The organism is Mesorhizobium sp. BH1-1-4 (assembly GCF_020165665.1).
Classification (GTDB): domain Bacteria; phylum Pseudomonadota; class Alphaproteobacteria; order Rhizobiales; family Rhizobiaceae; genus Mesorhizobium.
Genome location: NZ_JAIUIN010000003.1, coordinates 414,953 through 438,726, shown reverse-complemented (window position 1 = coordinate 438,726; position 23,774 = coordinate 414,953). Strand labels below are relative to the sequence as shown.

The window sequence follows — 23,774 nt, the reverse complement described above, 5'->3', positions numbered from 1 at the left end:
GAAATTCCGGTCTAGAATAGGAAATCGGCTTCGTGTATGGAGCCGCAACCCCATAGAGGGACAGGAAATGGCGGGCGAGAGTGTTCGCCGGAAAGAGCGTTGGGTGCAGCGATGACGAAATGGTCGCCGAATTCGTGGAGAGCAAAGCCGATCAAGCAGGTTCCCGCCTATCCGGACCTTGCCGCGCTGAAGAACACGGAAGCCCAGCTCGCCACCTTCCCGCCGCTGGTCTTTGCCGGAGAGGCGCGCAAGCTGAAGAAGCAGCTCGCGGCCGTGGCAAATGGTGAGGCCTTCCTGCTCCAGGGCGGCGATTGCGCCGAGAGTTTCGCCGAACACGGTGCCGACAACATCCGCGACTTCTTCCGCGTCTTCCTGCAGATGTCGGTCGTGCTGACCTTCGCTGGCGCGCAGCCGGTGGTGAAGGTCGGCCGCGTCGCCGGCCAGTTCGCCAAGCCGCGCTCGTCCGACAACGAGACCAAGGGCGAGGTGACGCTGCCGAGCTACCGCGGCGATATCATCAACGGCATCGAATTCGACCACAAGTCGCGCATTCCCGACCCCGCCCGCCAGGAAATGGCCTACCGCCAGTCGGCGGCGACGCTCAACCTTCTGCGTGCCTTTGCGCAAGGCGGCTATGCCAGCCTGGAGAACGTGCATCGCTGGATGCTGGGCTTCGTATCAGACAGCCCGCAGGGCGAGAAATACGAATCTCTCGCCAACCGCATCACCGAGACGATGGACTTCATGAAGGCCGTCGGCATCACCTCGGAAACCAACTATGCACTGCGCGAGACCGACTTCTACACCAGCCACGAAGCGCTGCTGCTCGGCTACGAGGAGGCGCTGACTCGCGTCGATTCGACCTCCGGCGATTGGTACGCCACGTCGGGCCACATGATCTGGATCGGCGATCGCACGCGCCAGCCCGACCATGCGCATGTCGAATATTGCCGCGGCATCAAGAACCCGCTCGGCTTGAAATGCGGTCCGTCGCTGACGCCGGATGGCCTTTTGGAACTGATCGATCTGCTGAACCCCGACAACGAGCCCGGACGGCTGACGCTGATCGCCCGCTTCGGCTCGGACAAGGTTGCCGACCATCTGCCGAAGCTGGTGCGCGCGGTGCAGAAGGAAGGCCGCAGCGTGGTCTGGTCGTCGGATCCGATGCATGGCAACACGATCGAGGCGGCCGGCTACAAGACGCGGCCCTTCGATCGCATCCTGAAGGAGGTGCAGACCTTCTTCGAGGTGCACCGTGCCGAGGGCACGCATCCGGGTGGCATCCATGTCGAGATGACCGGCAAGAACGTCACCGAATGCACCGGCGGCGCGCGCGCCATTACCGCCGAGGAGTTGCAAGACCGCTACCACACCCATTGCGACCCGCGCCTCAATGCCGACCAGGCGATCGAGCTGGCCTTCCTGGTCTCGGACCTTTTGAAGAAGAGCCACCCGGTGCAGCACAGGCAGGCCGCGAACGGCTGATCCTGGCGATTGGACCGATAAAGCAAAGGCGCCTGGGAAACCCGGCGCCTTTTCCATTTTCGGCTTTTTGTGTGTGCCTCCGACCGTGCTGGCGCGATCGGCAAAAAGCGCAGGCTTCAGTCTTTCTTGTAGAGCAGCCAGCTCTTGCCGGCTCGTCCCATTGTCGAATGCCTGGTGACGCGGTTGCGACCGCTGACCTTGGAGCGGTAGAGCGCCCGATCCGCCTTGGTGTAGAGGTCTTCAGGCCCTTCGGCTTCTGATGCCATGCAGATACCCATCGATACCGTCACGGTGCCGTAATTCATGCCGGTCTGGCTACTGGTGAACGGCGTCTGCTCGATCAGGGCACGAATGCGTTCCGCGATGTCGTAGGTGGCGTCCTCGCTGGCGCCCTCGATGATCAGCGCGAACTCCTCGCCGCCGGTACGGGCGACGAACATGTCGCCGCGAATGCTGGTCTGGAAAATCTCGGCGATGATCTGAATGATCTTGTCGCCGACAGGATGGCCATAGCGGTCGTTGATGTCCTTGAATCGATCGATGTCGACAAGGATCAGGGCATTGAACAGAATACCCTTGTTGCTGTTGTATATCCTGGTGATTTCCTTGTCGAAGGCGCGGCGGTTCCAGATCTGCGTCAGCGGATCCGTATCCGCCAGCCGCTTGTATTCCTCGAGCTTGGATTTCACGCTCTCAAGCTCTGCCGTCTTGTCGTTGAGCGTCGAAGCGACCTGCCGGCCGTGATCGATCGTCGAATTGGTGGCAACGGCCATCGCGCTGGCGATCTTCTGCAGAAGATCCTGGGAGAGAAGGCTACGGTTGCTCAGGCCGCTGGATGTCTCATCGAGAATCCGGCCGTATTTCTCGATGTGGCTGCGCTCGCTGCGCAGGAGCGACGCCACTTCCTCGAGTTCCCTGGCGATGACGTCCCTGGCATGCTCGACGATGCCGGGACCATGATTATGGGCAAAGAAGGCGCGCCCGATCTGATCCAGTTCATCCTGTGTCGGCCGGTTGCTCAGCGATACGACGGCAAGACTGAGCTCGCGGTTGGTGCCGCTCAAGGCTTCGTAGAAGATCTCGTAGTTGCGCGGCAGGCCCAGCACGCCGAGCTGGCGCATGGTCGCGACGACGGTGCTAGCAATGTCGGTGCTTCGTTCGGTCTGGGCTGCTGCCGGCTGCATGGTCTGTTCGCTTCCCCCTCGGATGCCGCAACGGAATTTGTAAATTCCGCGTGCCACCGGCTGGGGAATGCTATTCGGTAGTCCAGAACACTCTGCGAAGAGGCGCGTCCCCACACGCGACCTTCGTTTGGCACACCATAAATTCAGTAGCGCTAAAGTTTCCTTAATTCGCAGAACTGCCGCCGGTTTTGTCTACGCCTGGCTGTAAAGGCGTCCAACCCAGGCATCATCACCGCGCATCGAGGCCCGCTTTGTCCGGCCTCCGACGGGGTTCATGCATCACGCCGCTGAAAGTGAAACTGAATTCCGTATTTGCTACGCCAGTACATGTCGCTTTTGTTTGCGTGTGGCGGCCGCAAATCGGGAATCCTGACGAGGTGGCAGGTGGGTTCTTCAAGGGGGGCCGAATGAGTGACGATCACCAGGGATCATGTCTGTGCGGAGCGGTCCGCTTCCGGACAAGGGGGGCGCTGCGTGGCGTTGTCTACTGCCATTGTTCGCAATGCCGTAAACAGAGCGGGCATTTCTATGCCGCGACCAATGTCGCCGATACCGACATCGCGATCGAGGGTGCGGAAAGCATCACCTGGTACGAAGCGTCCGGCTTCGCCAGGCGCGGCTTCTGCAAGGCATGCGGATCAGTGCTGTTCTGGAAGGCAATGGATCAGGACTATATTTCGGTCTTGGCGGGATCGTTCGACAAGCCAACGGCGCTCAAGGGTGAATGTCATATCTTCGTCGGCGACAAGGGCGACTATTATTCGATAGACGATGGGCTGCCGCAGTTTGAAAAGTCTACGCCATCCATACCGGTGGCCGAATGAAATTTGGACGATCCGCCTTATTCCATTGATCGGGGCATTGCTTTATCCCGGGCCGGTGATTCCGAGAGGGGCCTGGGCATGCAGCGGCTGATCGACGCTTTTTTCAATTCGGTGCGGGCGTTTCGCAAGCTGACCGCGAGCGAGAAGGCCTTTCAGCAGGAGCTTATGCTGCTGGTGCTGGCCCTCCCGGCCGGATGGTTCATCTCGATCTCCTGGCGTGGCTACGCCTTGCTGATCGGCGCGGTGCTGCTGATGATCATGGTCGAGGTGCTGAATACCGGCATCGAGGCGGCCTGCGACGCGTTCAGCCGGGAGTTCAATGTCGACATCCAGCTGGCCAAGGACTGCGGCTCGCTCGCGGTGCTGATTTCGGTAGTCATTGTCGCCGGCGTCTGGGGCATTGCCATCATCGAGCGGATCACCGGCTTCCCCATCTGATCTCCTCGCGAGACGGCGTCATTGCTCCCGGCCGCGCTCCCGCTTGGCGAGGTGGCGACCGACAAGCCAGGCCAGTACAGCCACGGCAAGGGCGATGCCAAGCCCGACGAACAGCCGCTCGTGGCGCATCAGCGCCTGGCCAATCAATTGTTCGGCTCCCAATCCGAAGACATAGCCGATCGTGCTGAACAGCATCGCCCAGATCACCGATGAGATGGCGTTGAGGATGACGAAACGCGGCGCGGCTATGGTCGAAAGGCCGGCCGCGACGCCGCCGACCAGACGCATGCCGTAGACATAGCGGTTCGACAGCACGAAGATGTTGGGATGGGTGTTGAGCAGACGGTAGGCGCGGCGAAAGCCGGGCCGCCGGCGCAACCTGACGACATGGCGGTTGTCGGCGAAACTCCTGCCGAGGATGAAGAAGAAGGTGTCGCCGACAAAGGCCCCGAGCGCTGCCGCGACAAAGGCATGCCACAGCACGAAAACATGCTGGTGAGCGAAGAAGCCTCCCAGGATGGCGGCACTTTCGCCTTCAGCCACGCAGCCGAGAAAAACCGCCAACAGCCCGTATTGTTCGATGAAGTGATGAATCGCCTCGGTCATGACGCCAACTGCTGTGACAGTCTTTCATCGATCCGCCTGACCACTTCCGCCAGCCGCGCGATCTCGTCGCGCATGCCGATGATCTGGCTGTGGCGCAGTTCGTCCAGTTTTTCATGCAGCGCCATGATCTCGATCTCGGCCTTCAGATTGACCTCGTAGTCGTGAGCGGCATCGATGCGGTCGCGCTCGGTCTGGCGGTTCTGCGCCATCATGATCACCGGCGCCTGCAAGGCGGCAACCATCGACAGGACGAGGTTGAGGAAGATGAAGGGGTAGGGGTCGAACGCATCGCGCGACAACAGCCAGACATTGCCTGTTGTCCACAGGAACAGGAAAACGAGAAAGCCGACGATGAACGACCAGGAGCCGCCGATGCGGGCGATCGTATCGGCGAGGCGGTCACCAAAGGTCTGGTGGAAGGCGACGGCCTTGTTGGTGTCCCGGGTGATGGTGGTGCGCTCGATGGTGCTTTGCAGCACCCGGTTCTCCAGGGCACTGAGACCATCCGGCTTTCGCTTCAGCCAGCGGTTCGCCAGATCGTCGATCGTCTTGTTCATGGCCATCTCCAAGGGCTTTGCTGCGCTAGAGGTAGAGGCTGCCGGCCCGGGCGGGAAGTGCTAGATTGAGGCGAACCGAGAGGGACCGATGGCCGACTTCAAGAAAATTCGCGCTCGCGCGGCAAACCGCAAGGGCAGCCAGGCGGAACTGGCCTCCCTGTTGGGGCCGCTGCCCGATAATGCCGCGGTGGCCGACATCACCGACGACCGTATCCTCTCGACAATGGCCGAGCGCGTCTTTGCCGCCGGTTTCGTCTGGCGCGTCATCGAGCAGAAATGGCCCGGCTTCGAGGAGGCGTTCCTGCGCTTCGAGCCCAAGCGGCTGTTGTTCCAGCCCGACGATTTCTGGCACGATCTGGCTTCCGACCAGCGCATCGTGCGCAACCCGCAAAAGATCAAATCCGTTCGCGACAATGCCGCCTTCGTCGAGCATGTCTCGAAAGAACATCGCGGTTTCGGCCAGTTCCTCGCCGACTGGCCCGCCGACGACCAGGTCGGGCTGATGGCCTATCTCGGCAAGCATGGCAGCCGGCTCGGCGGCAACACCGGCCAGTATTTCCTGCGCTGGCTGGGCTGGGACGCTTTCGTCATCTCGGCCGACATGGCCGCCGCCTTGCGCGACGCCGGCCTCGACATCGCTGAAAATCCGACCTCGAAGAGGGATCTGGACAAGATCCAGCTCCAGATCAACCGCTGGGTGGCGGATACTGGCCTGCCGCGCCGGCATATTTCGCGCATCCTCGCGATGTCCATCGGTGAAAACCATTCGCCGCAATCGCTGCGCGAGTATATGGGCGACGATTAACGGTCTGAATTGGTCCAAGCGAACGCCATTGCGGGGCGGATTTCGCCGCGCTAAGTCAGCAGGCATGACCAAGAAGCTCGACATTCTGCGTATCGCCATCGCCCAGCTCAACCCGACTGTCGGCGATGTCGCCGGCAACCTCGCCAAGGCGCGCGAGGCGAGGGCGGATGCCGCCCGCCAGGGCGCCGATCTCGTGCTCTACACAGAGCTTTTTCTCGCCGGTTATCCGCCGGAGGATCTGGTGCTCAAGCCGGCCTTCCTCAAGGCATGCGAGCGGGCGGCACAGGATTTTGCCGCCGATACCGCCGATGGCGGTCCGGGCGTCATCATCGGCACGCCGCTGAAGCGCAAGAGCGGCACGCATAATTCCATCGTCTTCTGCGATGGCGGCAAGATCATCGCCGAGCGCTACAAGCTCGATCTGCCGAATTATGGCGAGTTCGATGAAAAGCGCGTCTTCCAGGCCGGGCCCGAGATCCAGGGACCGGTAAATTTTCGCGGGGTGCGCATCGGCATACCGATCTGCGAGGACATCTGGGGCGAGGTCGGCATCTGCGAGACGCTGGCCGAAAGTGGGGCGGAAATCCTGCTGGTGCCGAACGGCTCACCCTATTACCGCGCCAAGATCGACGTTCGCCACCAGGTCGTCATCAGGCAAGTGATCGAATCCGGCCTGCCGATCATCTATGCCAACCAGCTCGGCGGCCAGGACGAGCTGATCTTCGACGGCGCTTCCTTCGCCATTGGCGCCGACAAGACGCTCGCCTTCCAGATGAGCCAGTTCGAGGACGCGGTCGACGTCACCACCTGGAAGCGGACCGACAATGGCTGGGTCTGCTCCGAAGGCCCGATGTCGAAGATTCCCGAACGGGAGGAAGCGGACTACCGCGCCTGCATGCTCGGCCTGCGTGACTACGTCAACAAGAACGGCTTCAAGAATGTCGTGCTTGGCCTCTCCGGCGGCATCGATTCGGCGATCTGCGCCGCGCTTGCGGTGGACGCGCTGGGCGAGGAGCGGCTGCGTGCAGTCATGATGCCATATCGCTACACCTCGAAGGATTCGCTCAAGGACGCCGAGGACTGCGCCCGCGCGCTCGGCTGCCGCTACGACATCGTGCCGATCTTCGAGCCCGTCGAAGGGTTTTTGCATGCGCTGACGCAACTCTTCGAGGGCACGAAGGAAGGGATCACCGAGGAGAACCTGCAGAGCCGCGCACGCGGCACCATCCTGATGGCGATCTCCAACAAGTTCGGCTCGATGGTCGTCACGACAGGCAACAAGAGCGAGATGTCGGTTGGCTACGCCACGCTCTACGGCGACATGAATGGCGGCTTCAATCCGATAAAAGACCTCTACAAGATGCAGGTCTACGCGCTGTCGCGCTGGCGCAACAGCCATGTGCCGCCGGGCGCGCTCGGGCCTTCGGGCGAGGTGATCCCGAAGAGCATCATCGACAAGGCGCCGTCGGCGGAACTGCGTGAGAATCAGACCGACCAGGATTCTTTGCCGCCCTATCCGGTGCTGGACGATATTCTGGAATGCCTGGTCGAAAACGAGATGGGCGTCGACGACATCGTGGCGCGCGGCCATGACCGGGCGACGGTGACGCGCATCGAACATCTGCTTTACATCGCCGAATACAAGCGCCGTCAGGCGGCGCCCGGCGTGAAGATCACCAGGAAGAATTTTGGCCGCGACCGCCGCTATCCCATCACCAACCGTTTCAGGGACCGCGGCTAGCGAGCCTTTGCTTTTGAGAGCCTTGGGGGGCGTGCATGTTTATCAGCTATTTCAAGGGAACGCCTGAATACCACATCGTCTGCTTCAAGAACGGGCAGATCCGGCAGCAGGGACGCGGCATCAGCTTCTGGTACGGCACGTTTGGCACCACCATCGCCACGGTGCCGGTGACCTCGCTCGACAATCCGTTCATCTTCACCGAAACCACGGCTGATTTTCAGGATCTGGCGATCCAGGGCTCCGTCAGCTACCGCATCGTCGATCCGGTCAAGGCGGCGGAAGGCTTTGATTTCAGCGCCAAGCTCGGCCGATCCGACGTTGCCGGCGACGGCCGCGAGAAGATCGCCGAGCGCCTGGTGCTGGCTATCCAGAGCCGCGCACGGGCCGTTGTTTCGAGCATGACGCTCGAACAGGCGCTGGCCGAGGTGACCAAGCTCGGCGGCAATCTTGCCGATCTGCTGCGCAACGATCCGATCGCCTCGACCGCGGGCCTGTCGATCGAGGAGGTCCATATTACGTCGGTCCAGCCGACACCGGAAATCCGCAAGGCCCTGCAGACCGAATATCGCGAGGCGCTGCAGCGCCAGGCCGACGAAGCGATCTATGCGCGCCGGGCGCATGCGGTGGAAAAAGAACGCGAGATCAAGCAGAGCGAACTGGCAACCGAGATCGAACTGGCCGAACGCAACAAGCTGCTGGTCGACACGGAAGCCCGTAACAAGCTGACATTGGCCGAGGCCGCCGCCAAGGCGCAGCAGCTCGAACTGACCGTCTATTCGTCGGCACCCGCCAATGTGCTGACGGCCATGGCGTTCAAGGCGTGGGCGGAAAAGGGCGGCTCGGTCGGCAATCTGTCGATCACGCCTGATATGTTGACCAGCGCGCTGAGCCAACTCGCCGCGCCGGCGAAGACCGACAAGTGACCTAGAAAGTGGCCGGCGACCAGGGCGATAGACCGATCGACCGGGTGATCGTCGTCACCCGCAAGACCGAGCTCGAGGAACTGACCGCGCGTTTCAACACGCAAGGCCAGGCCCGCTTCTATCTCAGGCAAGCGGGTATGAATTTCGACCCGGTCAAATCAGCGCACGATATCTATCATCGCGCGCTCGACCGGGTGATGGGTTCGCTTCCGCCAGGTCTCAAACAATTGCGGCTCGACCGCGAACTGGTGCCGCAATTCGAATTCGGCTCGGATGTCGTGATCGCGCTCGGCCAGGATGGGCTGGTCTCCAACACCGCGAAATACCTGCCGCACCAGCCGCTGATCGGCATCAATCCAAATCCCGCGCTTTTCGACGGCGTTCTCTTGCCGTGGAATGCCGACGATACCGAAAAGGTCCTCGACCTGACGATGTCCGGCAAGGCGCGGCGCCAGGCGGTGGTGATGGCCGAGGCGCGTTCCAATGACGGAAGGCGGCTGATTGCCTTCAACGATCTCTTCGTCGGCGCCAGCACCCATGTCTCGGCACGCTACGAACTGACCTATGGTGGCCGGACCGAGCGGCAATCATCAAGCGGCATCATCATTTCGACCGGCGCTGGTTCCACCGGCTGGCTGCGCTCGGTCATGGCGGGGGCGGCCGGTCTGGCCGCGGCCTATGGCGACACATCGGTGCCGACATTGCCGCCGCGGGGCTACGACCGAGAAGGCGAGCAGTTGTTCTTCTCGGTGCGCGAGCCGTTTCCGAGCAACACGACAGGCGTGTCCCTCGTCCATGGCGTGATCACCCGCGACCGGCCGCTGGTCGTGTCTTCGCGGCAGAGCAAGGGTGGCGTCATTTTCAGCGACGGGATGGAGGTCGATTTCGTCGAGTTCAATTCCGGCACCGACGTGACCATCGCGATCGCCGATCAGAAGGCCTATCTGGTGGTGCCGTGAGTACCGCGCCAGCAACGGCCTCCGAAACCAATGCCATTCGAAGGTGAAGCATGCCCGACTGTGAAATTGACTTCGACCTGTCACGCATCGATTTCCGCACAACCTCCGACCTGTTGATGGCGAGCTACTGGGGGGCGGGACGCAGCGATGACTTTCATCGCCGGGCCTTTGCCAACTCGTTCTGCGCCGCCGCTTACATTGCTGGCAAACAGGTCGGTTTCGGCAGGGCAATCACCGACCGCACGGTATTCGGCTATCTCGCCGACATCATCATCTGGCCCGAACATCGCGGGCAAGGCATCGGTTCGCGGCTGGTGCGGGCACTCATCGAGCATCCTGAACTCAGCACCGTCTCGCATTGGAGCCTGTCGACCAGCGACGCGCATGGGGTCTATGAAAAGCTCGGCTTCAAGGCATCGACGGATGGTCGATACATGCGTCTCGATCGTGCGCCGCCTGCCGGGTAACACCATGGGACGACGATAGGCATCGGTTGCACTGTTGCAAAATCGCCTCATCGGCTGGGCCAGAAGCGCTTTTGGCCATGGCTTGGCTTGGCTGGCGATCGAAGCATCCCTATAACGGCCTCTCCGCGATTCCCTTCAGGGAGGACCGAATGCCAGGATTTGACATCGTTATGCGAGGCCGCGAAGCCTAGGTCTGTGCCGGTGTTCCGAAGTATCGGAACCACACCGGACGCAGAAAAGGCATTTGCCGCTGCCGGTCACCGCCCACGGGCGGGCCACCGACCATAGCCGAACCTCCGCATTCACGGGCACTTTGCCCAGGCGCGGTTTTCAATTTTCGACTTTACTGGGATCGGGCTCGTTCGCGCCCGAATGACATCATGGCTCGTTTCAAGATCGATTTGCGCGCGAGCGCCTTTCGCAGCGTTCTTGGTTTCACGCTAACCCATTGGCGGCGCCAGCCCTGGCGGCTTTCGCTGATCATGGGTGGTTTCCTGCTGTCTACGCTGGCCGACGTCCTGACACCGCTCTATTCCGGCCGGCTGGTCGATGCAGTCGCCAGCAGCGCCGGCGCGGACGCCATTGCCTGGAATGCCGCGATGACGGCATTCTCGATTCTGATGGCGCTGGCGCTTACCGGCGTGGTGCTGCGCAACCTTGCCTTCATGGGAATCGTCGAGCTGACGCTGAAGATGATGGCCGACATCGCCGCGGACGCCTTCCACCGCGTCCAGCGCTTCTCAACCGACTGGCACGCCAACTCGTTTGCCGGCTCGACCGTGCGCAAGGTGACGCGCGGCATGTGGGCGCTCGACCTGCTCAACGACACCATCCTGATCGCGCTGCTGCCGTCGCTGGTCATGCTCGTCGGCTCGACGCTGCTGCTCGGCTGGTTCTGGCCGCTGATGGGCGCGGTCGTCGCGGCCGGTTCGGTGCTGTTCATCACCGTGACGGCGATGCTGTCGCTCGGCTACGTCGCACCCGCGGCAAGGCTCGCCAACACCTGGGACACGCGCCTCGGCGGCTCGCTGGCCGACGCGGTGAGCTGCAACGCCGTGGTCAAGGGCTTCGGCGCCGAGGAGCGCGAGGAACGCCGCCTCGCCAGGGTGGTCGCCAAATGGCGTGCGCGCACACGGCGCACCTGGGTGCGCGGCACCATCAACGGTACCACGCAAGGGGCGCTGCTGCTGGTCATGCGGGCCGCGGTGATCGGCCTGGCACTGATGCTGTGGTCGTGGGGGCAGGCGAGCGCCGGCGATGTCGCCTTCGTGCTGACCTCGTTCTTCGTGCTGCAAGGCTATTTGCGCGATATCGGCACGCATATCCGCAATTTGCAGCGTTCGATCAACGACATGGAGGAACTGGTCGATTTCCAGTCGGAATCGCTCGGCATCGAAGATCGGCCCGGTGCTGGTCCGATCGCCATCACGCAGGGCCACATCGCCTTCGACAACGTCACCTTCCACTACGGCAATCACCGGTCGCCGCTCTACCGCGACTTTTCGGTCGACATCGCGCCGGGGGAACGTGTAGGGCTTGTCGGTCACTCGGGTTCGGGCAAGACGACCTTCGTCAAGCTCATCCAACGGCTCTATGACGTGAACGCCGGAAAGATCATGATCGACGGTCAGGATATCTCGCGGGTGGCGCAGGCGTCGCTGCGCGGCCAGATCGCCATCGTCCAGCAGGAACCGATCCTGTTCCACCGCTCGCTGGCCGAAAACATCGCCTATGCCAGGCCAAGCGCGACACAGGAGGAGATCGAGCATGCCGCCAGGTTGGCGAGCGCGCACGACTTCATCACCAACCTGCCGAAGGGCTATGGCACGCTGGTCGGCGAACGTGGCGTGAAACTGTCGGGTGGCGAGCGCCAGCGCGTGGCGATCGCCCGCGCTTTCCTGGCCGATGCGCGCATCCTGATCCTGGACGAGGCGACCTCGAGCCTCGATTCGGAATCGGAGGTGCTGATCCAGCAGGCGATGGAACGGCTGATGGTCGGCCGAACGACGCTTGTCATCGCTCACCGGCTCTCCACGGTGCGGGCGCTCGACAGGCTGCTGGTCTTCGATCGCGGCAGAATCGTCGAGGAGGGCTCGCATGACGAGTTGATCCGGCTGAAGGGCGGCATCTACCGCCGCCTGTTCGAGCGCCAGGCGCTCGAGCTGACCAAGGGCCTCGTCAACTGACCTGGATGGCCTCCGGCTTGGCCCGGAGGCCATCCATCGCGCTCCCAGCGGCCAGGATGGCGCAAGGCACGTGATCGCAGGCCCGGCTCTATACTGGCCCAGCAAATCCGCCAGTGAACTCTTCTCCAGATCGCGTCTGTTTACGTTACCGACCGAGATTCGTTGTTTCTACTTTTGGTTGCTGTATACCTCTGAAGGGCAACCTAAGCGGTCTCACGATGCATCTTCTTTCCGAAAACACCGGTGTGGGAAGGGTGGCTGCGCCATCGGTGCTGGACTCCCAGCACGGCTCGGTCCGGCCGCTCGTCGCCGAAGATCTCGAGCGCGTCGCCACGCTCTTCCTGACGAAGTTTCGCCGGCGTCGGCACCAATTGCGCGATCTGGCGATCGCGGAGACGGCCGAATATATGAGAAGGATCTATCTTGACCCCGCCAGCCAGCCCGGTGCGAGCAGCGCTCTTGTCCAGATCAACCCGCAGGGCGATCTGGGCGGATTCCTCGGCGTCCTGAAAGCCGGTTACGAACTCAACGGAACGGCATTGAATGCGGCGATCATCGGCCCGTTCATGGCCGACCCTGGCGCCGACCATGGCTCGGCGGGACCTCAATTGCTGCGTGCCCTGCATCAAGGCGAGTTCGATCTGCAACTGACGGATTCGGCCAACCGGGTCTCCCTGGCCTTCGCGCGTCCGATGAAATACCAGCTCCTGCCGGTCCATTGCCTGGGATGGACCTATATCTTCCAGCCGGCCGCGATGGCCGCCGCCGCACTGCACCGTAAATGGCCCCGCCTGCCTCGTTTGGCCCTCGATCCCTGCGCGAGAGCATTCGACGCTTTCACGAAACGGAGGTTCGGGCCGCCCGTCCAGCCTTCATCGTCGCATAGGGTCCATGCGGAGCCGATCACCGCGGCCCAATTTGCCGAGCGGCTGCCGGCCCTCCTGTCCGACTACGCTCTTCGGCCGACCTGGACGGATGGCGAGCTGCCGCGACTGCTCGCGCTGGCGGCCGAGAAGCGGGCCGACGGTCCACTTCATTTCGGCGGGACTTATGACGAGACGGGCAGAATGCTCGGCTGCTACGCCTTCTACGGCCAGGCCGGCGACATGGCGAACCTGTTGCAGATCCAGGCTGCCGGACCACACTGGGGCGCGACGCTGGATAGCCTTGTCGCGGCGGCGCGGGACATGGGCTGCGCGGGCCTCACCGGACAGACCCAGAGCAGGTTCATGCCTCATCTCTTCGGCTACAGGAATGTCTTCTTCCGCTATGCCGGCGGGACGATGGTCCGCTCGCGAATCGCCGAGGTCACGCAAGCGGTCCGCTCCGGCGACATAGCCATCGGTGGATTGATGGGCGACCGCTGGACCCGCCTCAGCTCCGACGATTTCGGCCGCTGATCGCTTTCAGCGGTTTCTTCGTCGGCTCCGCGGCAGGCTTGCCTCGGTCTTTTCATTCCAGCAGCCATGTTCTATGTCTGCGGCACGGCGCGGGGGCGCATCTTGTCAATCACAAAGGCATCCGGTACGCCCCGCTCATGACAGTTACCGTTCGTTTCGCCCCGTCACCGACCGGCCGCATCCATATCGGCAATGCGCGCACCGCTCTGTTCAACTGGTTGTTCGCCCTCAACAACAAGGGCCGTTTCATCCAGCGCTTCGACGACACCGATATTGCCCGTTCGAAGCAGGAGTTCGCCGACGCCATCCTTTACGACCTGCACTGGCTGGGCATTTTCCCCGATGCCACGGAATATCAGTCGCGGCGCTTCGAAATCCATGACGCTGCGGTCGAGCGGCTGAAGGCGGCGGGGGTTCTCTATGCCTGCTACGAAACGCCGGAAGAACTCGATCTCAGGCGAAAAGTGCGCCGCACGCGAGGCCTGCCGCCGGTCTATGGCCGCGAGGCATTGGCGCTGACGACAGAGCAGGTGACCGAATATCAGGCCGACGGGCGCCGGCCCCACTGGCGCTTTCTGTTGCCCAATTTCTCCGGCGATCCGCTGCAGCCGGAGCGCACCGAGATCCACTGGAACGATCTGGTGCGTGGCGAGGAGACGGTGGATCTGGCTTCGCTGTCCGATCCGGTGCTGGTGCGCGAGGACGGCACCTATCTCTACACGCTGCCCTCCGTCGTCGACGACATCGAGATGGGCGTCAGCCATGTCATCCGCGGCGACGACCACGTCACCAACACCGGTGTGCAGATCGCCCTGTTCAAGGCGCTTGGCGTCGAGCCGCCCGTGTTCGGCCACCACAATCTCCTGACCACGGTCTCGGGCGAGGGGCTGTCGAAGCGCACTGGCGCGCTCTCCATCGAGAGCCTGCGCGAAGACGGCGTCGAGCCGATGGCCGTCGCTTCGCTGGCCGTGCTGGTGGGCACATCGGAGAATGTCGCGGCCGCGCATGATTTAACCGAACTCGCCGGCCATTTCGACCCGGCCGCGACCTCGAAATCGTCGTCCAAGTTCGATCCGGCCGAACTGTTCGTGCTGAACCGGGTACTGCTGCACCACATGCCGTTTGACGAAGCGCGGGACCGGCTGATGGTGCTGGGTATTTCCGGGGAACAGGCCGAACCGTTCTGGCTGGCGGTGCGCGGCAATCTCGACCGGTTGGCCGATGCGGTTGCCTGGTGGCGCGTCCTGCGCGAGGGACCGCGGGAGAAGCCCGAATTTTCCGACGACGACCGCGATTTTCTGCACCAGGCGCTGGATCTCCTGCCCGAGGAGCCGTGGAACGGAACGGTCTGGAAGGATTGGACCAGCAAGGTCAGGGAAGCGACCGGCCGCAAGGGCAAGGCGCTGTTCATGCCGCTCAGGCTTGCCCTTACCGGACTGCCTTCGGGGCCGGAGCTTGCAGATCTATTGCCGCTGATGGGTCGGGAAGGAACGTTGGCCCGACGACCCTGATCTTGCGCTGTTCGGGAGGCACGGCCGAAACGGGCGATGTCACCGGCTTGGCCGAAAGGCGCTTGATGGCTTCACGGTCGAGCCCGCCTTCCATATTGGCCAGGGTCTCGGGATCGGCGCCCGGATCGGGCTTCGTGGCCGGCACCGGAACAAACGGCGGCGCATCCGGTTCGGGCTGTGCCTGTTGCTGGCTTGGCGGGTTGCCGCCAATGATCTGGAAATTCTGCGCGGCATTGCAGCCGCAAGCGGGCGGTCGCGACATGTTGGGCTGTTTGTAGAGATAGGCGGTCGGCAATTCGCCGTAGGGCCTGCCGGTGACCGAGGACGTCATCGAAGCCGAATCGTCGTCCATGCCGCGCGAATAGAAGACCTGCATCTCCGTGCCGGGGCATGCCGATTCGCAATTCTTCTGGTCGCGCTCGAAATCGCCGGCCGAGGCGGCGTTCGACATGGGGAAGAAATAGCCGTCGCAAGTGCGCACGCAACTGGTGTGGAATTCGCCGCCGCCGCCCGCAACGTCCGGAATGCCGGGCTGATTCAGGATGCGGCTGACATCGCCTTCCTCGCCCGAATCGTCACGCTGGTCCAACGCATCGATCCGCCGGTTGTCGCCGCCGAAAAGCTGGTCGAACAGGTTCGCATTGCCCCCATCTTCGCGATCGGCGTCTTCACGGCTGGCTTCCCGCATGGGCGCGCGGCGGGGAGCCACGGCATCGTCACGGCAGTCATTGGCGTCGAGCGCCGCCAGGATGCGGCCCCGGTCGCGGCGTGAACCGCCGTCGGCGAGCTGGGCACGCTTGGCCTGCAGGCTGTCGAGATTGGCGTTCATGCGCTCGATGGTGGCGTTCAGCCCGGCGCATTGGTTGATGTTGCGCGAAAACAGGGAGAACCCGCAGCCGGCGCTGTTCGCCTGGCCGCGAGCCTTCGAGATCTGTTGGCGCTGCCTTTCGATCGCGGCGTCGTATTTGCGGACCAGTGCCGGGCCACCCCCGCCGCCGCGCGAGGCCGCGGCGAGGTCGGACTCCAGTTGACGGCAGACCCGCGAAGCGGCCTGCGGTTCGCTGACCGCCGCGCCGGACAGCAGCAGGCCAAGCAGAACGGCGGCATGCGCCTGCTTCAAACCTCCGCTTGCCATCCGCCTCGATCCCGCTTGCCTGTGGTCGCCAAGGCTACCCCGTTCGCGGTTAATCGTCCATTTCGGAAAGTCGCCTTGTTGCCGGCTGAAAAGCGACAACCATTCGATATGCCCATCAGGCGATGGGCCCGGCCAGCCGTCAGAACTTGTAGTTCATGCCGATCCTGACGGTACTGAACGCGTTGTCGAAAACGGTGTTGGAGTTAGGCGCGTAGTTGATCGTCTGGTCCCGCAGGTCGACATATCGATATTCGGCATTCGCCGACCAATGATCGGTGATTGCCTGCTCCAGCCCCGCGCCAATGGTCCAGCCAACCTTGGTGCTCTTTTCGGAAAAGCTGTTGGCTGGCCCATCGAGATACTGGTTCTCGACGCTTCCGAAAGCGAGGCCGCCGGTCCCGTAGATGAGGGTGCGGTCGAACGCATAGCCCGCCCTGGCGCGGATCGTTCCGAACCAGTCCACCTTGGTGTCGTAGACATCGGCCTCGCCGACATTGACCTCGTCGGAATGGCCCTTGATATCGGCACCCGAAATATCGGCCTCGATTCCCAGAACCGCGGCGTTGACCTGGTAATTGTAGCCGATCTGGACACCGCCCAGGAAACCGTCGGTGTCGTAATCCTGCGAACCCCGGATCGTCGGCGTGTTTGGCAGATTGTAGGTGGCATCGGTGCTGCCAAAACCATAGCCGAGATGCCCGCCGACATAGACGCCCGACCAGTCGTGCACGGCCGGCTCCGACCCGATGGCGTCGGCGGCGAACGCCTTTGCGCCAATCACAGTCAGCATTGCCGCAGCGAGCAACAGGGCTCTCATGACATTCTCACGGCCTGGTAAGACGGCGGTGACCATATCAAATTAACCGGTTCCGAGAAATCCGCATTCGTTCAATGTCGGATTTCTCGGTTAAGCGTTGTTGGTCCGCAACACTCGATCCGGCCAACCTGGCCCGCCGCGCGTCGGCAAGACGGCCGAATCTATCCGTGTCGTGGGAGCCGGTTCAGTCCAGATTGGCGATCGCCTGTGCCTTGTGCGCGGCCTCGACCACGGCCAGCGCGGTCATGTTGACGACGCCGCGCGATGTCACCGAGGGCGTCAATATGTGCGCCGGCTTGTCGGTGCCGAGAAGGATGGGGCCGACATGCAGCGCATCCATCATGGCCCGCAGCGCCGTCAGCGTGATGTTGGCCGAATCGAGGTTCGGGAACACAAGAAGGTTGGCTTCACCCTTCAGGCGCGAATGCGGATAGACGCGTTGGCGCAGATGCTCCGACAAGGCCGAATCGGCGTGCATTTCGCCATCGCACTGCAGCTCTGGCGCGATACGCGCCAGGATGGCAGCGGCCTGCCGCATCTTCAGCGCGCTCGGCGAATCGCGCGAGCCGAAATCCGAATGCGACAACAGAGCCGCCTTCGGCTCGATGCCGAAGCGCTGGATTTCCTCGGCCGCCAGCACGGTCATCTCGGCGATTTCCTCGGCCGTCGGGTCGACGGAGACGTGGGTGTCGGTGAGGAAGATGATGCCGCGCTGCGAGATCAGCATGGACAGGGTCGACAGGTCGCGATCCTTGATGCCGGTGCGCGGCCCAATGATCAGCGTCACATTGCGCAGATGCCGCTCGAAGCGGCCTTCGAGGCCGCAGACCATGGCGTCGGCATCGCCGCGCTTCAGGGCAAGTGCGGCGATCACCGTATTGTCGGTGCGCACCATGGTGCGTGCCGCCTCCGTCGTCACGCCACGACGGCCGGCGAGTTCGATCAGGAGGTCGACATAGTGGCGGTAGCGCGGATCGTCCTCCGGGTTGATCAGGCCGAAATCGACACCGGGCTTGATGCGCAGGCCGTAGCGCTTGAGCCTGACCTCGATGACATGCGGGCGGCCGATCAGGATCGGCTCGGCGATGCCTTCCTCAAGCACCACCTGGGCTGCTCGCAACACGCGTTCGTCCTCGCCGTCGGCGTAGATGACGCGCTTGGCGCTGGAAGCCTTGGCGGACGAGAACACCGGCTTCATCACCAGGCCGGAGCGGAAGACGAAGCGGTTGAGCTTGTCGATATAGGCGGCGAAATCGGTGATTGGCCGTGTAGCGACACCAGTGTCGCAGGCTGCCTTGGCGACGGCCGGCGCGATGCGCAGGATGAGCCTGGGATCGAAGGGCGAGGGGATCAGGAATTCGGGTCCGAAGACCGGCGTCTCGGCCGAATAGGCGCGTGCGGCGACGTCCGAAGGCTCTTCGCGGGCAAGGGCGGCGATCGCCCGCACCGCCGCCATCTTCATCTCCTCGTTGATGGCGCTGGCGCCGCAGTCGAGCGCACCCCTGAAAATGTAGGGGAAGCAAAGCACGTTGTTGACCTGATTGGGAAAATCGGAGCGGCCGGTGCAAATCATCGCATCGGGACGCGCCGCGCGCGCCACTTCCGGCATGATCTCCGGATTGGGGTTGGCCAGCGCCAGGATCAGCGGCTTCGGCGCCATGTGCTGCAGCAGTTCCGGCTTCAGCACGCCGACGGCGGAGAGGCCCAGGAAAACATCGGCGCCCGGGATGACGTCGGCCAGCGTGCGCGCCTCGGTGTCCTTCACATAAGGGTCCTTCCAGCGGTCCATCTCGTCGACACGGCCCTTATAGGCAACGCCGAAACGGTCGGTGACCCAGATGTTCTCGACGCGCACACCGAGGGAAACGAGCAGATTGAGGCAGGCAAGGGCGGCTGCACCCGCGCCGGAGGTGACGACCTTGATCTCCGAAATGGTCTTGCCGGCGAATTCCAGCCCGTTGAGCACGGCGGCGGCGACGATGATGGCGGTGCCGTGCTGGTCGTCATGGAACACCGGTATGCTCATGCGAGCCTTGAGGCGCTCCTCGACTTCAAAACATTCCGGCGCCTTGATGTCCTCTAGGTTGATGCCCCCGAAGGTCGGTTCCAGTGCGGCAACGGTCTCGACCATGCGCTCGATTTCCGGCGCGTCGATCTCGATGTCGAAGACGTCGATGCCGGCGAATTTCTTGAACAGGACCGCCTTGCCCTCCATCACCGGCTTGGAGGCCAGCGGCCCGATATTGCCGAGGCCGAGCACGGCCGATCCGTTGGAGACGACACCGACCAGGTTGGCGCGCGCCGTGTAGTCGGCGGCTGTCGCCGGATTGTCACGGATCTCAAGGCAGGGAGCGGCGACGCCGGGCGAATAGGCGAGCGCCAGGTCGCGCTGGTTGCCGAGCGGCTTGGTCGACTGGATCTCGAGCTTTCCCGGCGTCGGGTGCTTGTGGAAATAGAGGGCGGCTTCGTCGAGGTCCGAACGTGCCGTTTTCTTGTTCTCGCCTTCCATGCGGCCGCTCCTCGAAACCTGCTTCGGCAGTCCTTTTAGCATGAGGCCAAGGTTTTTCACGACGCTAATTGACGCGCCGGCAGCTTTAAATGCCGGCGCGTCAAAATCCGTATTTGTCAGATGGTTACGGCCGTTTCATGCCAAGCCGGGTTGCGTGCCGGGCGAGCGCGCCGATCAAAATGCGCTGACGTAGAGACCGCCATCGACGGGTATGTTCTGCCCGGTCAGATAGCCGGCATGAACAGAGCACAGGAAGGCGCAGATCTGGCCGAATTCCTCCGGCGTGCCGAGCCGCTTGGCCGGTACATCGGCACTGATGCGTGTCTTGCGCGCTGCGGCGGCCTTGGGATCCTCTGGCGTGCCGGCCTCATGCGGGCCGCGCAGCCGGTCGGTGTCGAGCTTGCCGGGCAAGAGGCTGTTGATGGTGACGTTGCGATCGACCACCGTGCGCGCCACGCCGGCAAGGAACGACGTCAGGCCGGCGCGCGCACCTGATGACAGGTCAAGGCCGGGAATGGGGACATAGACCGACAGCGAGGTGATGTTGACGATGCGCCCGAAGCCGCGCGCCGCCATGCCGTCGATGACCGCCTGCACCAGTTCGATCGGCGTCACCATGTTCTGGGTGACGCCTTCGAGGATTTTTCCGCGGTCGAGCTCGCGGAAATCGCGCAAGGGCGGACCGCCATTGTTGTTGACCAGGATGTCCGGCTCGGGGCAGGCGGCGAGCAACGCCTTCTGCACCTCCGGGTTCGAAACGTCGCCGACGACCTCCGTCACCGTCACGCCATGGCGCTGGCGCAGCTCCGCGGCGGTTTTCGCGACCAGCTCCGCATTGCGCCCATTGACGACGATGTCGCAGCCCGCCTCGGCCAGCGCCATGGCGCAGCCGCGCCCAAGCCCCTTGCTCGAAGCACAGACGATGGCTTTCTTTCCGCGGATACCAAGATCCATGACGATTTTCTCCTTTGATTTGCCCGGCAGGCTAGCCCTCGGGCTGGACCAATCGCAACCGTCATACGGTTGTTGCATGAATCGGCGCATAGCCTGCTTGAAAGCAAGGGTGAAATCGCGATGTCAGGCCAAGAGCCCCGCACTTTCCGCAGCATGTTCATTTCCGACGTCCATTTGGGCTCGAAGGCGGCCAAGGCCGATTTCCTGATCGATTTCCTGCGCTACCACGATGCCGACATCATCTATCTGGTCGGCGATATCGTCGACGGCTGGCGCCTGAGGCGCAGCTGGCACTGGCCGCAAAGCCACAATGACGTCGTGCAGAAATTACTGCGAAAGGCGCGCAAGGGCGCCTCGATCACCTATATCGCCGGCAATCACGACGAATTCGCCCGCCAGTTCCAGGGCGTGCATTTCGGCGGCATCGTCGTTGCCGACCGCGCCATCCACGAAACCGCGGATGGAAGGCGGCTGCTGGTCATCCATGGCGACCAGTTCGACACCGTCGTCCACAACCAGCGTTGGCTCGCTTATCTCGGCGACCATGCCTATGACGCGGCCATGCAGGTCAACCGGGTGATCACACGGCTGCGCCAGCTGCTCGGCCTGCCTTACTGGTCGTTTTCGTCCTGGGCCAAGGTCAAGGTCAAGAAGGCAGTGAACTTCATCGGTTCGTTCCAGACCGTGCTCAGCGAGGAAGCGCGCCGTTCGCATGTCGACGGCGTCATCTGCGGGCACATCCACCATGCCGCCATCGAAAGCTATGGGGACGTGCAATATATCAACACCGGCGACTGGGTGGAGAGCTGCACGGCCGTAGTCGAACATTTCGACGGCCGCATGGAAATCCTGACCTGGGCGCATGTCCTGCCCGAGGCGCCTGACGAGCCCTTCATTCCGATGCTCATCGAGGACAGGCCAATGCTGATCGAGAACAGGGTGCAAGCCGCCTGAGGCGCAAGCCGGCCCGCGCTTTCTGGTGTTGATCGACTGGTCCAGCCGGTTTCGCCCGGTTTTTCCTCATGTTAAGGATCGGCTTGCGCTGCTCTCCGGTCGTTGAGCGCAGCGTCATTGGATCGATTCATGCCGCTGCCGCCGCTTTCGCCCGAACAACTCGTAAAGCCGAGCCGTTTTGAGCTGCGGATGAGCTTGATCTTCGGCACGTTGTTCATATCGCTTGGCACCCATTTGCCCTATTTCCCGCTCTGGCTGCAGGCCAAGGGGTTTCACGCCGAGCAGATCGCCGTCATCCTGGCGGCGCCGATGTTCCTGCGTGTGATGACGACGCCGCTGCTGACGACACTCGCCGATCGGGCCAGGGACCGCGCCGATGTTTATGTCGTGCTCGTGGCGGCCTCGCTGCTGATCTCCGCGGGGTATTTTCTGACACCGACCTACTCGACGGTGCTGGCGGTGTCCTTGCTGCTCACCATCGTCTGGACGCCGCATTCGCCGATCGCCGATTCGCTGGCGCTTTCGGGCGTGCGCCGCTTCGGGTCCAATTATGCCAGCATGCGCAAATGGGGGTCGATCTGCTATCTCCTGGCCAATGTCGCGGGCGGCTTCATCCTGGCGGCCACTGGCCCCGGCGCCGTTCCGGTGATCATATTCCTTGCCCTTGGCGCGGCACTCGTCGCAGGGCTGATGGCGCCGCGCCTGGGGCGGCCGCGCAAGGCCTCGCCGCTGTCGGCGGCGGAAATCCAGCATGCGGCGCCGGGCCTGTTCAACGCCTATTTCCTCTACTTCACGCTTGGCGTCGGCATCATCACCGCCAGCCACGCCTTCCTTTACGGTTTCGTCTCGATCTATTGGAAATCGATCGGCATCAGCGATTCCGTCGTCGGTCTGCTATGGGCATGGGGCGTGGTGTCCGAGGTCTGCATGTTCCTGTTTTTCAACCGTATATTCGCCTCCGTCTCCGTCGTCCGGGTGATGCTGATCGCCGGCATCGGCTCGATCGTGCGGTGGATCGCCTTTCCGCTGGTGTGGCCGCTCGGCCTTGGCGTCGGCGGTTTCTTCGCGGTGCAATCGCTGCATTCGGTGTCTGTCGCGATGGTGCTGATCGGCCTGCAGAAGATGATCGCCGAGACCGTTTCCGAAGAGCGCACGGGTGCAGCGCAAGGCATCGCCTATTTCTTCAACGGCTTCTTCATGGCTGCCGTCACGCTTGCCTCCGGTCCGCTCTATGACCGTCTCGGCGTCGACGGATTCCTGGCGATGATCCCGATCGCGATCATTGGCCTTGTGCTAATCGGGTTTGCCGCGCGCTCAGCCCCACAACGCCCGGTCCGGGGGTGAGACGAGCGATCCCTGGTAAACGAGACCTGGCACACGATCCCGGGCAAGCAGCAGCGGGCCGTCGAGGTCGACGAAATCGGCGTCCTGGGCCAGCAGGATCGCCGGCGCCATTGCCAGCGAGGTGCCGACCATGCAGCCGACCATGACGCCAAAACCCAGTTCACGAGCGCGGTCGCGCAGGATGAGCGCCGCCGTCAGCCCGCCGGACTTGTCGAGCTTGATGTTGACGGCGTCGTAGAGGCCGACAAGGGTTTCGAGATTTTTTGCCTCGTGCACGCTTTCGTCGGCACAGATCGGCACCGGGTGCGCGATCCTGCGCAGGATTTCGTCGCGGCCGGCGGGCAGGGGCTGTTCGATGAGCGCAATGCCAAGCTCCGCGGCAAAAGCGAGATTGGCCTCGATGTTTTCGTCGGTCCAACCCTCATTGGCATCGAGAATGATACGGCTTTGAGGCGCAGCTTCCGTCACCGCCCGAATCCTTGCGATGTCGTTGTCGCCGCCGATCTTGACCTTCAGCAGCGGCCTGCCTGCATTGGCGCGGGCCTGCGCCGCCATCGCCTCGGGTTCGCCGAGCGACAGCGTGTAGGCGGTTTCGAGCTGACGCAACGGGTCCGGCCAGATTGCCTCAGCCACCGGATTGCCACTGATCTTGGCTTCGAGGTCCCAAAGGGCACAGTCGACGGCGTTACGCGCGGCCCCGGCAGGCATCGCATCGAGCAGGGCGATCCGGTCGATGCCGCCGACGATCCGTTCGCTCATCGCCTGGATCGCGTCGCGCACCCCGTTCATGGTCTCGCCATAACGCTTGTAGGGGACGCATTCGCCGCGCCCGACATGGCCGTTTTCGCTGATCGTGCATGTAATCACTTCGGCTTCGGTTTTGGAGCCGCGCGAAATGGTGAAGATGCCGGCAATCGGAAAACGCTCGGCCTCGACCGAAATGACACGCGCCATATTTTTCTGCTCCGGCTGTGC

General features: G+C 62.9%; 21 protein-coding genes. 13 read left to right on the top strand and 8 right to left on the bottom strand.

Annotated features, from left to right (window positions below; genetic code table 11):
* Positions 1-111: 111 nt before the first annotated feature.
* A complete protein-coding gene (locus tag LB569_RS08600) occupies positions 112-1,485 on the top strand; it encodes a class II 3-deoxy-7-phosphoheptulonate synthase (protein WP_224691819.1) in 1,374 nt (457 codons plus the stop codon).
* Between the two features lie 116 nt (positions 1,486-1,601).
* Here LB569_RS08600 and LB569_RS08595 read toward each other — a convergent pair whose 3' ends face one another.
* A complete protein-coding gene (locus tag LB569_RS08595) occupies positions 1,602-2,669 on the bottom strand; it encodes a GGDEF domain-containing protein (RefSeq protein WP_224691818.1) in 1,068 nt (355 codons plus the stop codon).
* Positions 2,670-3,076: 407 nt separating this feature from the next.
* Between LB569_RS08595 and LB569_RS08590 the strand changes: the two genes are divergently transcribed.
* Both LB569_RS08590 and LB569_RS08585 read left to right on the top strand, forming a co-directional pair.
* The gene (locus LB569_RS08590) at positions 3,077-3,493 is read left to right on the top strand and encodes a GFA family protein (RefSeq protein WP_224691814.1); all 417 of its coding nucleotides are present in this window, start codon (positions 3,077-3,079) and stop codon (positions 3,491-3,493) included.
* A gap of 78 nt (positions 3,494-3,571) precedes the next feature.
* Complete coding sequence (locus LB569_RS08585; protein WP_140701499.1) at positions 3,572-3,931, top strand: diacylglycerol kinase; 360 nt, start codon at positions 3,572-3,574, stop codon at positions 3,929-3,931.
* 18 nt (positions 3,932-3,949) lie between these two features.
* Here LB569_RS08585 and LB569_RS08580 read toward each other — a convergent pair whose 3' ends face one another.
* Complete coding sequence (locus tag LB569_RS08580; RefSeq protein WP_224534947.1) at positions 3,950-4,537, bottom strand: DedA family protein; 588 nt, start codon at positions 4,535-4,537, stop codon at positions 3,950-3,952.
* Positions 4,534-5,094 (bottom strand): DUF1003 domain-containing protein, encoded by a 561-nt coding sequence (locus LB569_RS08575; RefSeq protein ID WP_224534945.1) that lies wholly within the window; start codon positions 5,092-5,094, stop codon positions 4,534-4,536. Before LB569_RS08575 ends, LB569_RS08580 begins: the two co-directional genes overlap by 4 nt.
* Positions 5,095-5,182: 88 nt before the next feature.
* Between LB569_RS08575 and LB569_RS08570 the strand changes: the two genes are divergently transcribed.
* The 8 genes from LB569_RS08570 (at position 5,183) to gltX (ending at position 15,086) form a co-directional block, all read left to right on the top strand.
* Positions 5,183-5,899, top strand: a complete 717-nt coding sequence (locus LB569_RS08570; RefSeq protein ID WP_224691813.1) for a DNA-3-methyladenine glycosylase I — start codon at positions 5,183-5,185, stop codon at positions 5,897-5,899.
* Between the two features lie 64 nt (positions 5,900-5,963).
* Positions 5,964-7,640, top strand: coding sequence for an NAD+ synthase (locus LB569_RS08565; RefSeq protein ID WP_140701495.1), 1,677 nt, complete (start codon positions 5,964-5,966; stop codon positions 7,638-7,640).
* Between the two features lie 35 nt (positions 7,641-7,675).
* Positions 7,676-8,563, top strand: a complete 888-nt coding sequence (locus LB569_RS08560) for an SPFH domain-containing protein (RefSeq protein ID WP_140701494.1) — start codon at positions 7,676-7,678, stop codon at positions 8,561-8,563.
* An 8-nt stretch (positions 8,564-8,571) separates the two neighbouring features.
* Positions 8,572-9,522 (top strand): NAD(+)/NADH kinase, encoded by a 951-nt coding sequence (locus LB569_RS08555; protein ID WP_210242259.1) that lies wholly within the window; start codon positions 8,572-8,574, stop codon positions 9,520-9,522.
* A 50-nt stretch (positions 9,523-9,572) separates the two neighbouring features.
* Positions 9,573-9,989, top strand: a complete 417-nt coding sequence (locus LB569_RS08550; protein WP_140701493.1) for a GNAT family N-acetyltransferase — start codon at positions 9,573-9,575, stop codon at positions 9,987-9,989.
* 380 nt (positions 9,990-10,369) lie between these two features.
* Positions 10,370-12,175 (top strand): ABC transporter ATP-binding protein, encoded by a 1,806-nt coding sequence (locus LB569_RS08545; RefSeq protein WP_224691812.1) that lies wholly within the window; start codon positions 10,370-10,372, stop codon positions 12,173-12,175.
* Positions 12,176-12,288: 113 nt separating this feature from the next.
* Positions 12,289-13,575: a hypothetical protein gene (locus LB569_RS08540; protein ID WP_224691810.1), complete on the top strand. Its 1,287-nt coding sequence runs from the start codon at positions 12,289-12,291 to the stop codon at positions 13,573-13,575.
* Positions 13,576-13,712: 137 nt separating this feature from the next.
* On the top strand, positions 13,713-15,086 hold the full coding sequence (gene gltX / locus LB569_RS08535; protein ID WP_224691808.1) for a glutamate--tRNA ligase: 1,374 nt from the start codon (positions 13,713-13,715) through the stop codon (positions 15,084-15,086).
* Here the strand turns inward: gltX and LB569_RS08530 are convergent.
* The 4 genes from LB569_RS08530 to LB569_RS08515 form a co-directional block, all read right to left on the bottom strand.
* Positions 15,004-16,221 (bottom strand): DUF2865 domain-containing protein, encoded by a 1,218-nt coding sequence (locus tag LB569_RS08530; RefSeq protein WP_224691805.1) that lies wholly within the window; start codon positions 16,219-16,221, stop codon positions 15,004-15,006. The genes gltX and LB569_RS08530 overlap by 83 nt on opposite strands.
* A 139-nt stretch (positions 16,222-16,360) precedes the next feature.
* The gene (locus LB569_RS08525) at positions 16,361-17,038 is read right to left on the bottom strand and encodes an outer membrane protein (protein WP_224691803.1); all 678 of its coding nucleotides are present in this window, start codon (positions 17,036-17,038) and stop codon (positions 16,361-16,363) included.
* A gap of 184 nt (positions 17,039-17,222) precedes the next feature.
* Entirely contained in the window at positions 17,223-19,547 is a 2,325-nt protein-coding gene (locus LB569_RS08520; RefSeq protein ID WP_224691802.1) for an NADP-dependent malic enzyme, read from the bottom strand.
* A 174-nt stretch (positions 19,548-19,721) separates the two neighbouring features.
* Positions 19,722-20,501: an SDR family oxidoreductase gene (locus LB569_RS08515; RefSeq protein WP_140701486.1), complete on the bottom strand. Its 780-nt coding sequence runs from the start codon at positions 20,499-20,501 to the stop codon at positions 19,722-19,724.
* 120 nt (positions 20,502-20,621) lie between these two features.
* On the opposite strand from LB569_RS08515, the gene LB569_RS08510 reads away from it, so the two are divergent.
* Together LB569_RS08510 and LB569_RS08505 are read left to right on the top strand one after the other, a co-directional pair.
* Positions 20,622-21,455, top strand: a complete 834-nt coding sequence (locus LB569_RS08510; RefSeq protein ID WP_140701485.1) for a UDP-2,3-diacylglucosamine diphosphatase — start codon at positions 20,622-20,624, stop codon at positions 21,453-21,455.
* A 129-nt stretch (positions 21,456-21,584) separates the two neighbouring features.
* Positions 21,585-22,799, top strand: coding sequence for an MFS transporter (locus tag LB569_RS08505; protein ID WP_224691801.1), 1,215 nt, complete (start codon positions 21,585-21,587; stop codon positions 22,797-22,799).
* Here the strand turns inward: LB569_RS08505 and dgcA are convergent.
* Positions 22,770-23,753: an N-acetyl-D-Glu racemase DgcA gene (gene dgcA / locus LB569_RS08500; protein WP_224691800.1), complete on the bottom strand. Its 984-nt coding sequence runs from the start codon at positions 23,751-23,753 to the stop codon at positions 22,770-22,772. The two genes, LB569_RS08505 and dgcA, sit on opposite strands and share 30 nt — an antisense overlap.
* Positions 23,754-23,774: the final 21 nt, after the last annotated feature.